The organism is Flavobacterium nitrogenifigens (genome assembly GCF_003254565.1).
Lineage (GTDB): Bacteria > Bacteroidota > Bacteroidia > Flavobacteriales > Flavobacteriaceae > Flavobacterium > Flavobacterium nitrogenifigens.
Genome location: NZ_QJRI01000159.1, coordinates 54046 through 64689, shown reverse-complemented (window position 1 = coordinate 64689; position 10644 = coordinate 54046). Strand labels below are relative to the sequence as shown.

General features: G+C 33.0%; 9 protein-coding genes. 7 read left to right on the top strand and 2 right to left on the bottom strand.

The genetic code is table 11. From position 1 onward, the window contains the following. Positions 1-235: 235 nt before the first annotated feature. Positions 236-1240, bottom strand: a complete 1005-nt coding sequence (locus DM397_RS03025; protein ID WP_111376124.1) for an LLM class flavin-dependent oxidoreductase — start codon at positions 1238-1240, stop codon at positions 236-238. Positions 1241-1414: 174 nt separating this feature from the next. Here DM397_RS03025 and DM397_RS03020 point away from each other — a divergent pair, with 174 nt between their 5' ends. The 4 genes from DM397_RS03020 to DM397_RS03005 all read left to right on the top strand — a co-directional run bounded on the left by DM397_RS03020 (position 1415) and on the right by DM397_RS03005 (position 6682). Next, positions 1415-1930, top strand: coding sequence for a DUF2975 domain-containing protein (locus DM397_RS03020; RefSeq protein WP_111376123.1), 516 nt, complete (start codon positions 1415-1417; stop codon positions 1928-1930). A 2-nt stretch (positions 1931-1932) separates the two neighbouring features. Next, positions 1933-2139 (top strand): helix-turn-helix domain-containing protein, encoded by a 207-nt coding sequence (locus tag DM397_RS03015; protein ID WP_072975024.1) that lies wholly within the window; start codon positions 1933-1935, stop codon positions 2137-2139. A 117-nt stretch (positions 2140-2256) separates the two neighbouring features. Next, positions 2257-3141, top strand: coding sequence for an ABC transporter ATP-binding protein (locus DM397_RS03010; protein WP_111376122.1), 885 nt, complete (start codon positions 2257-2259; stop codon positions 3139-3141). Between the two features lie 4 nt (positions 3142-3145). Next, the gene (locus DM397_RS03005; protein WP_239457779.1) at positions 3146-6682 is read left to right on the top strand and encodes an ABC transporter permease/M1 family aminopeptidase; all 3537 of its coding nucleotides are present in this window, start codon (positions 3146-3148) and stop codon (positions 6680-6682) included. A gap of 196 nt (positions 6683-6878) precedes the next feature. Here DM397_RS03005 and DM397_RS03000 read toward each other — a convergent pair whose 3' ends face one another. Further along, the gene (locus tag DM397_RS03000; RefSeq protein ID WP_111376120.1) at positions 6879-8090 is read right to left on the bottom strand and encodes a polysaccharide deacetylase family protein; all 1212 of its coding nucleotides are present in this window, start codon (positions 8088-8090) and stop codon (positions 6879-6881) included. Between the two features lie 167 nt (positions 8091-8257). Here DM397_RS03000 and DM397_RS02995 point away from each other — a divergent pair, with 167 nt between their 5' ends. The 3 genes from DM397_RS02995 (at position 8258) to kdpF (ending at position 10512) form a co-directional block, all read left to right on the top strand. Further along, complete coding sequence (locus DM397_RS02995; RefSeq protein ID WP_111376119.1) at positions 8258-9613, top strand: sigma-54-dependent transcriptional regulator; 1356 nt, start codon at positions 8258-8260, stop codon at positions 9611-9613. Between the two features lie 356 nt (positions 9614-9969). Continuing rightward, positions 9970-10251: a DUF7674 family protein gene (locus tag DM397_RS02990; protein ID WP_008466868.1), complete on the top strand. Its 282-nt coding sequence runs from the start codon at positions 9970-9972 to the stop codon at positions 10249-10251. A gap of 183 nt (positions 10252-10434) precedes the next feature. After that, positions 10435-10512: a K(+)-transporting ATPase subunit F gene (kdpF, locus tag DM397_RS02985; RefSeq protein ID WP_111376125.1), complete on the top strand. Its 78-nt coding sequence runs from the start codon at positions 10435-10437 to the stop codon at positions 10510-10512. Positions 10513-10644 lie beyond the last annotated feature (132 nt).

Here is a 10644-nt window from a genome sequence, read left to right as displayed (position 1 = left end):
CGCCATAAAAAGATTGAAGCGGATAGCGGGAAATAGCTCCTAATTAACATTGAAATTCCAATCTTTTAAATTCCAAATTCCAAAACTGGATGCGATTCGCTACGCTCAGCCTAACAATCGAGGTTTTCTCATTATATATACAAAAACAAACCCGACAGGTTTTTAAAACCTGTCGGGTTATAACCAAGACTTACTCTTATATATAGTATAATTTAAAAACTATACATTATATGTATTACTCATTCAAAGCATCTATTACTTCTTTTGTAATTTGAATGCTTTTTAGTTTTGCTTGGTGATCGAAGATTGGACTTGTCACCATTAGCTCATCGATTCGGATATAGTCAATAAACTTTCTCAAATCGGTTACTAACTGTTCTTTGTTTCCTGTAAAGGTTCCCGCTGTCATTTGATTTACATGGAAACGTTCTGCTTCGTTCATGATATCATCTAGCGATGGAACTGGTGGCTGCAATCCTTTACGATCATTTCTAATTAGATTTAGAAACATTTGATACAAACTTGTCGATAGCAATTCTGCTTCTTCATTGGTATCTGCCGCAATGATATTTACACACGCCATTGTTTTTGGCTGATCTAAATACTCTGATGGCTGAAAATTTTCTCTATAAAATTCGAATGCCTGAATCATCAGTTTTGGCGCAAAGTGTCCTGCAAAAGCATAAGGCAATCCATAAGCAGCCGCTAGAGCCGCACTATCCATACTTGATCCTAAAATCCAAATTGGCACATTTAGACCCTCGGCTGGAAATGCACGCACTTTTCCTGTGGCATTTTCAGAAGAAAAATATTCTTGAAGTTTGCTTACATTTTGCGGAAATCTCTGTGCTTGCTCAAAAAAGTCTTTTCGAATCGCTTCGGCAGTTGGCTGATCTGTTCCTGGCGCTCTTCCTAAACCTAAATCAATTCGGTTTGGATAAAGGGTTTCTAACGTTCCGAATTGTTCTGCCACTACTAGAGGAGAATGATTTGGAAGCATGATTCCGCCAGAACCTACGCGGATATTTTGGGTTTGACTTGCCACGTAACCAATTAAAACCACAGTTGCCGTACTTGCAACATGTGCCATATTATGGTGTTCTGCCAACCAGATTCTCTTGTATCCTAGTTTATCGGCTAATTGCGCTATGTCTTTTGTTTTTTGGAATGTTTCTGTTGCGTTACTATCTTGGGTGATAATCGCAAGCTCTAATATTGAGACTGAAATCGATTTTTTCATATAAATTAAGGCTAAAATGCAAAATTAATCCATTTATGCGAATGCCTTTTGTTTTCTAGTGTTAATAGAATTATAATATTCTAAAGCCTCCCGAAATATCTATTTTTTAATAATTAATTATCGTTTTACGATAATTAATTATACATTTGCAATATCAATTTAATTTCTCTTTGTATGAAGACTACTCATATTGTTTCCAGAATATTATTTTATTTCACCCGATTCTTGTCTATAGTTTATTTTTTCTTGGCTGCCTACTCGGTTTTTACTTTAGTGACAGGATTATTTCTAACATTTAAAGATAACGGAAAGTACTTTCAAGTTTGTTATCCTTTTACTTCTCATCCTTTAATGCTTGGTGATTACAACCTGCCGTATATTCTTTTTGATTTTTTGGCTCCACTGAGTTTGTACGGGCTTTTCTTTTTACTGAGCAGTAATGTCTTTAAAGTTTTCTTTCAGCCTAAATTATTTACTCAAACTGGAGTTCTACACTTAAAACGCTTTTATTTATCCAATTTATTTATTCCTAGTATCGTGATATTTTTTGCGTTCTTCTTTGTTCCTTTAGATAATGAAGTAGCGCTTTTTATCATATTACACGGAATGCTTGGCGCTTTTGCTTATTTTTTAGCTGCCATTTTTAAACAAGGTTTAAACCTTCAGAACGAACAAGACTTATTTATATAGCTATGCCAATAATTGTAAATGTTGATGTAATGCTTGCCAAACGCAAGATGCAGAGTAAAGAATTGGCAGAGAAATTAGAGATAACGCCTGCTAATTTATCGATTCTAAAAACTGGAAAAGCAAAAGGTATTCGATTTGATACTCTCGAAGCTATTTGCAAAATACTAGACTGCCAACCTGGTGATATTTTAGAATATGTAAGCGAGTAGCTTTCTTTTAAATCAAATTTTCTGAACATAAAAATCGGCTTTTTGAGGCCGACAGGACTTTTATTGCCTAAAAATTTCAAATCATCATTTATATAATCATCAAAAATCAATCAAAAAATGAACAGTTTATCTATCAAAAATCTCAGCAAAACGTATGAGAACGGCACACAAGCGATTGACCATTTATCGCTTGAAATTTCTAACGGAATGTTTGGCCTGCTTGGACCAAATGGCGCTGGAAAATCGACTTTAATGCGAACTATTGCCGCTTTGCAGGAACCCACTTCGGGAATTATCGAATTTAACGGAATTAATAGTCTCGAAAACCCAATGTTTATTAGAGAGAATCTCGGATATCTTCCTCAGGAATTTGGCGTTTATCCAAAGATTTCTGCTTATCGTTTATTGGATCATCTAGCAATTTTGAAGGGAATTGTCAATAAGAAAGAACGTCACGATCAAATTTTGTATTTGCTACAGCAAACTAATTTATTACAGCATAAAGACAAAGCGGTTCATTCGTTTTCTGGCGGAATGCGTCAGCGCTTTGGAATTGCTCAGGCTTTATTGGGAAATCCGAAGATTATTATTGTAGATGAACCCACTGCAGGACTTGATCCTGAAGAACGAAACCGATTCAATAATCTTTTGAGCGAAATTGGCGAAAGCATTATTGTGGTTCTATCAACACATATTGTAGAAGACGTTCGTGATTTGTGCACCAAAATGGCGATTATTTCTAATGGAAAATTGATTTTGGAAGGGAATCCTAATAAAGCCATCGATTCTTTGAAAGGAAAAATCTGGACAAAAGCGATTCATAAAAACGAACTCAAAAATCATCAAGAACACTTTAATATTATTTCCTCTCATCTGAATTCAGGAAAAATCAATATTCATGTTTTTTCTGAACAACAGCCAGATTCTGGTTTTGAATTGACTTTTCCAGATTTGAGCGATGTTTACTTTAATATTTTATCTCAAAATCAACTTAAAAAATAACGTTATGCTTTCTAAATTAATTCAATTTGAATGGCATAACAATACCAGAAGCTGGACTTTTTATGCCACATTTATTATTTATTTGGTTTTAGGCTTTTTTGTGAGTGCTTTTGCGAACTTTTCGTTTTCGGGAGCTTATAAAAATAGTCCGTTTGTGCTGACTTACGCGATTGGTCTTATTTCGCTAATGACAATTTTCTCTATCACACTTCAAGTTGCACAGCATTTCTTAAAAGAATATGAGACCAAATTTGATTCAATAATCTTCTCTACTCCTATTTCTAAGTTTTATTTTTTGGGAAGTAAATTTATTGCGGCTTTTATAATATCGGTTTCTTCCTTTGGAATGTTTATTATCGGAATGATTATCGGACATCAAATGTCTTGGATTCCTAAAAGTGAAATTGGACCTTTTGAAATTCTAAATTACATCTGGCCTTTTCTTGTTATCGTTGTTCCCAACCTATTTTTATGTCTTTCGATTCTTGCAACGATGGCTTGGCTTACACGAAGCAAACTTTTTGTTTATGTTGGCGGCTTATTCATCTACATATTATATATAGCAGGTTCTATTTTTTCAAACTCGCCTTTATTTGCAAATGCTTCTCCGTCTTCCGCGAAAGCGATGTCTTTGGCAGCAAAGATAGATCCGTTTGGTTTGGCAGCTTTTTTGGAACAAACGAGATATTGGACATCAATAGAAAAAAACAACCAATTGGTTTCTCTTTCAGGCAATTTTTTATTCAATCGAATCTTGTGGATTTGTGTTTCTTTTCTTCTGATTTTTGTTTCGTATAAATTGTTTTCTTTTCGAAAAACAAAAACTAAAAAGATAAAATCGGTTAAAGTCAATAAAAAAGAGACGCCAATGTTTTCTGCCATAATTCCAGAACAGCAATTTAAAACCTCAAAACATAATTGTGCCGTTTTTAAAAGCAATTTGAAAATGGATATCTATTTGGTGTTAAAAGGAATTCCATTTTTACTGATTGTTCTTCTGTTTTCGGGATTATTAATGATTGAGATTTCAGATGAAATTGATGGCGGAATTAGATTGGCAGAAAAAATTACCGATACAGCTCTAATGATTTCCACCATAATGGATCGTTTGCCTTTTATTCTAATTCTGATAATTCTTTTTTATAGCAGTGAATTATTGAATCGAAGCGAAAATTCGAGATTTGAAATGCTGGAAAATACAGCGCCGTATTCTCAATTTGTAGTTTTGCTTTCGAAACTGACAGCGCTTTTTATAATTCCATTGATCTTGATTGGAATTAGTATTTTGATTGGAATTGCTTTTCAAATCATACATGCAAATGCGCCAATTGAAGCTGGACTTTACTTTTCGACGTTTTACTATATCGGATTTCCATTGTTTTTGATTTCAATTTTGGTAATCGCCATTCAGACTTTCATTAAAAACAAGTATTTAGGCTTGGGAATTTCTGCTTTTATTGTTCTTTTATTTTGCACTGGAATTGGAGAACAACTGGGAATCTTACATCCGTTATTTCGATTCGGAGATTCTTTTAAAAGAGAATATTTTGATTTGAATGGTTTCGGAAGTTATACTTTTCCCTTTCATATCTCGATGCTTTACAATTTTGGTCTGGCTTTGATTCTGCTGACTTTGACTGGAATTTTATGGAAACGAAATTCTACTATTCTAAAAACCATTCGTAGAAATTCATTTAACATTATTCAAAAAACAACTTTTGCTTTGGGAAGTATTCTTTTCATTGGTTTTGGAAGTTATCTTTTTTATAAAACTAATATTGAATACCCGTATTTGACCAAAGATGATCAGGACAATTGGAGTGAAAAATACGAAAAGCAGTTTAAAAAATATGTCAATCTAACGCAACCAACAATTATTTCTGTAAAAAGCAAAGTGAATTTATTTCCTGAAGAAAATCGTTATGAAGTAAAAGGCACTTATGAATTAGTAAATAATACTGAAAAAACTATTGATAGTTTACTCCTATATATAGATCGAAATTCAAAGCTGACTTCTGTTGAAATTGAGAATGCAAAAAATCTGGACGATGTTTCTAAATTTCAGCATTATTGGTATCGATTGGAAAAACCTTTACAACCTCAGCAGAAAATAAAAATGAGTTTTTCTTTTGAGTCATCTTGGTCGCCATTTAAAGGTCATACTGCATTTAATTCTATCATTGAAAATGGTTCTTTTATGCGAATAAGCCGTTACTTTCCAACTTTTGGTTATCAGGAATCGAATGAAATCAGCAGTGAAAAAGAACGAGCAAAAAGGCATTTGAAACCACAGACTCCACTTAAAAAACTGGAAGACAAATCGAAAACAACAAATGATTTTATTGATTATGATGTTGTGGTTTCGACGTCTAAAAATCAAACGGCAATTGGTGTTGGAGATTTAATCGGAAACTGGACAAAAGACGATCGAAATTACTTTCATTATAAATCTAATGGGAAAATTCCGTTCCGATTTGCTTTTTCTTCTGCCGAATATGAAATTCAAAAAACAAATTATAAAGACATTTCTATTGAAGTTTTTTATGATAAAAGACATTCGAGAAACGTTGCAAAACTAATTCAGGATGTAAAAAACACTTTAAATTATTGCCAAAACAATTTTGGAAAATATCCATACAAAACGATTCGTTATGCCGAGGTTTCTGCTTTCGCGGATGGATTTGCCGCGACTTCTTATCCGTCCACAGTTTTTATGAAAGAGAATTTCGGTTTTTACAGCAACATGAATAATCGCGATAAAGAAGATATCATCAATCAATTGACGGCACATGAATTGTCGCACGAATGGTGGGGAAATTCGCAAATTAGTCCTGAACAAAAAGAAGGAAGCTGGATTTTGACTGAAACTTTGGCACAATACACAGAATTGATGTTGTATGAAAAAGAACATGGTTTGGAAAAAGCGCTCGAAACTTTAAAAATTCATCTGGATTTGTATTTAAGTAGCCGAAGTTATGATCCTGAAACGCCTTTGTATAAAACAAATTACGAAACCCCGCATTTACCTTATGATAAAGGAATGCTGGTCATGCATCAGCTTCGGGTTTTAATTGGTGAAGAAAAAGTAAATCTGGCTTTGCATAATTTCTTGAATCATTACAAATATCCTAATCCAATTCCAGATTCTGAAGATTTATTGAGAGAGATTTATGCAGTTACAGATTCTAAACTTTATCCAAAACTAGATGAAATGTTTAAAAAAATTATTACTTATTCTTCTAAGATTTCTGAAGTAGAAAGTGTAAAAAAGAAGAATTTATATGAAATCTCCTTTAAAGCAGATTCTAAAAAATATATTGAAAATGCTACAGGAGTTCGAAAGCAAATTGACAATGATAAGACAATCGACATTGGAATTTATGATGAAAACGGAAAGTTATTTCGCTACACATTTCCGATCAAAAACAATTTAATTGAAGGGAAAATTAAAATCAAAAACAAACCTCAACGAATTGTAATTGATCCTCTTTTAATGAATATTGACACTTTTATAAAGGATAACGAAAAAGAGATTGATTAGTTTTTTTTGCCACGAATTCCACGAATTTCCACTAATTTTTAATTTAGTTTTTCACAAATGCTCAAAATATAGCTCGCTACAAATTGGGTGTAATTATACATTACGTACCCGTGGTTGAAACCACGGGCTATGTTTGAAATAAAAACTAGTCAAAAATAAGAATTAGAGAAATTCGTGAATTCGTGGCAAAAAACTTTTATTTTAATTGAATGAAAATCTGTTTGTGAGTTGTTTTTCCGTCGTCTTTTATTTTCAAATCTTTATTGGATTCGATTTCAAATTTTGATGACGCTTCTACATTTAATGAAATATCCCGATTTCTAAAACTTTCTGGAATTTCTGGAAGCTGAATTGTAACAGTTACTTCTTTATTTTTCTGCTGGAAATCGACTTTTATTCTGTCTCTTAACCAAATATATTCATAAACTTCCTGCCACGGTGCCATCCAGATTGAGTCGTTTCCTTTTTCTCCGTATTTATTGGCAAGCGTTGTCATATAATATTTGAATTCAGGAAAACGCATACTTAAATTCCACAAATTTGTATTTCCAGTTCCGTGCGTGAATTCGTTAAACCAAACTGGATCTTTCTGTTTTACAATAGAATCTATCGTTTTTAAATATTTATCCATCGTTTTAAAACTTGTTGTGTCTTTTGAACTTTGAACAAACGTTCGGGCAGAAATCATTTTATCTAAATCTACTTTTGAATCAACTTTAAAAACTGGACCGACGCCATAATAAGATGCTACCGAAAAATTTCCATTATTGAGGGCTTCTTTTTCATATTCCAAATAATATTTCTCATCACCTTCTCCGCCTGGAACTACGAAATGAGACATTGTAAAATCAAGATTTTGCTTTATTGAAGCAGTATTTTCGGTTACTTCTGTCAAATAATTAGTGCCATGTTTTGTGGCATGATGAAAACTATGATTCAATATATCCCAACCAGCATTGTACATTTCTTTAATTTCTGACCAAGAAAGATGTCCGCGATTTTCTGGCAAATCACGTATTGAACCTCCATTTATTGCTAATGCCAATTTAAACGGAATTTTATTTCCCATTCCGTCCGAATAGAAAAGTCCTTCTGAAGTTGTTCCGTCTCCGCCTTGATCAATTTTCCATTCGTTTATTGATGAATTGCTGATTTTTCTTCCGTTCAATAATGGAAAAGCGGTTAAATAAGCTGATCTATAACCATCGTCGAGCGTAAAACTATACGCCAAATGTTTATTGTATTTTAAAGGAGAAACGGCAATTTTGATTTTATCAGCCGATTTTAGTTTTATTTTGAATGAAATTGTCTTTGTTTTTGAAGAATCTTTTTGAATAATTCCGTTAGAAAAACTAGTAAAGCTTCCGAAAATTATGATAGCTATTATAAGTAGAATTCGTTTTGACATAAATTTTAGTGGTTCTTTTGCGATCTAAAAGTACATTTCTTTTTGAAAAAATATTTTAAAACTGATCCTGTCCTTAAAAATAATTTGTTCTGAATCAAAAAAGAGAACAGATTTTAAACCTAAATTTGTACATCAAAACACCAATTCGGTTTTAGCTTATCTGCAAAATGACACACAAAATTTTAATTATAGACGACGAAGAAAAACTTAGAAGTCTGCTCGCGAGAATTATAAAATCGGAAGGATTTGAAGTTTTTGAAGCCAAAGATTTAAAATCGGGTTTTAAAAAATTGGAACAAACCGAAATTGATGTCGTTTTGTGCGATGTGAAACTTCCTGACGGAAACGGTGTTGATTTTCTTCAAAACATAAAAAACAGTTTCCCTTTGACAGAAGTTATTCTACTTACTGCTTTCGGAAATATTCCTGACGGCGTTCAAGCGATGAAAAATGGTGCTTTCGATTATATTGTAAAAGGCGATGATAACGACAAGATTATTCCGCTTCTTTATAAAGCTGTTGAAAAAGTGCATTTGCAGAAAAAAGTGCAGCAGTTAGAAAAACGAATCAACGATAAGTATTCTTTCAATACCATTATAGGAAAATCAAAAGGAATTGAACAAGTTATTGATTTGGCACAAAAAGTAGCCAAAACCGATTCGACTGTTTTACTTATGGGGGAAACCGGAACCGGAAAAGAAGTTTTTGCGCAGGCGATTCATGAAAACAGCAATCGTGCAGGAAAATCTTTTGTGGCGCTGAACTGCAGTACTTTCACAAAAGAAATTTTAGAAAGCGAGCTTTTCGGTCATAAACAAGGTGCATTTACAGGAGCTGTAAAAGATAAAAAAGGTTTTATTGAAGAAGCAAATGGCGGAACTTTATTTCTGGATGAAATTGGTGAAATGCCAATTGACCTCCAAGCGAAATTATTGCGTGTTTTAGAAACCAGCGAATACATTCCCATTGGCGATACAACTCCGAAAAAATCAAACTTTAGATTAATTGCGGCTACAAACCGAGATTTAAAAACCGAAAGCGACGAACATCGCTTCCGCTCTGATTTGTATTTCCGTTTGAATATTTTCGAAATCAAGCTTCCTTCTTTACGAGAAAGAATTAAAGATATTCCGTTATTGGCTAATTATTACGTGAAACAATTTTCAGAAAAAACGAATAAAAAAGATTTACAGGTTGGAGATGACTTTTTACAGAAATTAGAAAATTACTCTTGGCCAGGAAATATCCGCGAACTCAAAAATGTTATTGAAAGATCGGTTATTTTGAGCAATGGAAATATTCTGACCGCAGATGTTCTTCCTTATGAAATGCAACATCAAACTGAAAACAATTCGAAACCAATGTCTGCTTTCTCCATGCAAAGTGTTGAAAAACTGCATATTCAAAAGGTTTTAAATTATACGAAAGGAAATAAGGCTGAAACGGCCAGATTATTAGAAATTGGAATTGCAACTTTGTATAGAAAATTGGAAGAATATGGGATAGAAAATTCCAAAAATTAAATTCCAAATTCCAATGGCAATTTCAAAGCTTCGGAGAAGCGGTATATTTATAGAATATTTTTAGCCACATTGATTGAAAGCTCCAGCGGAGCGACACCGACACAATCTAAAAAACATGTCACCCCGCTGGGGCTCTTGTAAATGTGAATACATCATTTTCTATAAATATACCGCTTCTCCGAAGCTTCAAAATAACATATCAAAACGAGAAAAGCTTATCAAAATGATAGGCTTTTTTTATACCTATTTTTTGGCACAAAACTACATCCCTTTTATTCACAACACTTTACACACAACCTGATTTTTTCGGAACATCTTTTGGCATAAGGAGAGAGAACATTAAAAATTCATTCCAAATGAAAAATCAAGTTACCTCAATCTACAAACAAGCAGAACGATTTGCTGAGATTACTAAAAAAAATATTATCTGTGGTAATATCGTTCGAGCAAAAAAATGCTTAGCGCTTGCTGAACGGTTATTTATAAACGGAAGTATCGAAACCAAAAATGCCATTTCTAATGTATATGTTTTTTCAGTTTCGTCTTTTATGGAAATGCGTCACTGCAATATTTCTCACCTTTTCCCTCAAACGCTTAAAGCAGAATATATCAAGCAGGTTAATGCCTCTGGCGTATAAATATGTTGAATCGTTTAACTGTTTAATTGTTTAATCGACTTCAAAAAATCTAAAATCTGTCCCGAGGCTTCGGGACTAAAATCTAAAATAATCCCTATGATCACTTTTCTTTTACTTGGGCTGGCCGTTGTGCTGTTTGCCATTTGCTTTTTGTCTGTTGAATTTTTTGAAAAAATCTAAATCATGACCGCACTATTTATTATCTCAATCGCCGTTTTCTTGTATCTGATTTATGTCTTAATCAAACCTGAAAAATTCTAAAAATGAAAAAGTCAAATTATAAAAATAAAAAGACACCTCTATTATATGTATGTGCTGTCTGGACATTAGCCTTTATTGTACTTATCCTGTTTTTATAAAATTCTAAAAATTAAATAATTTCTAACAAATAAA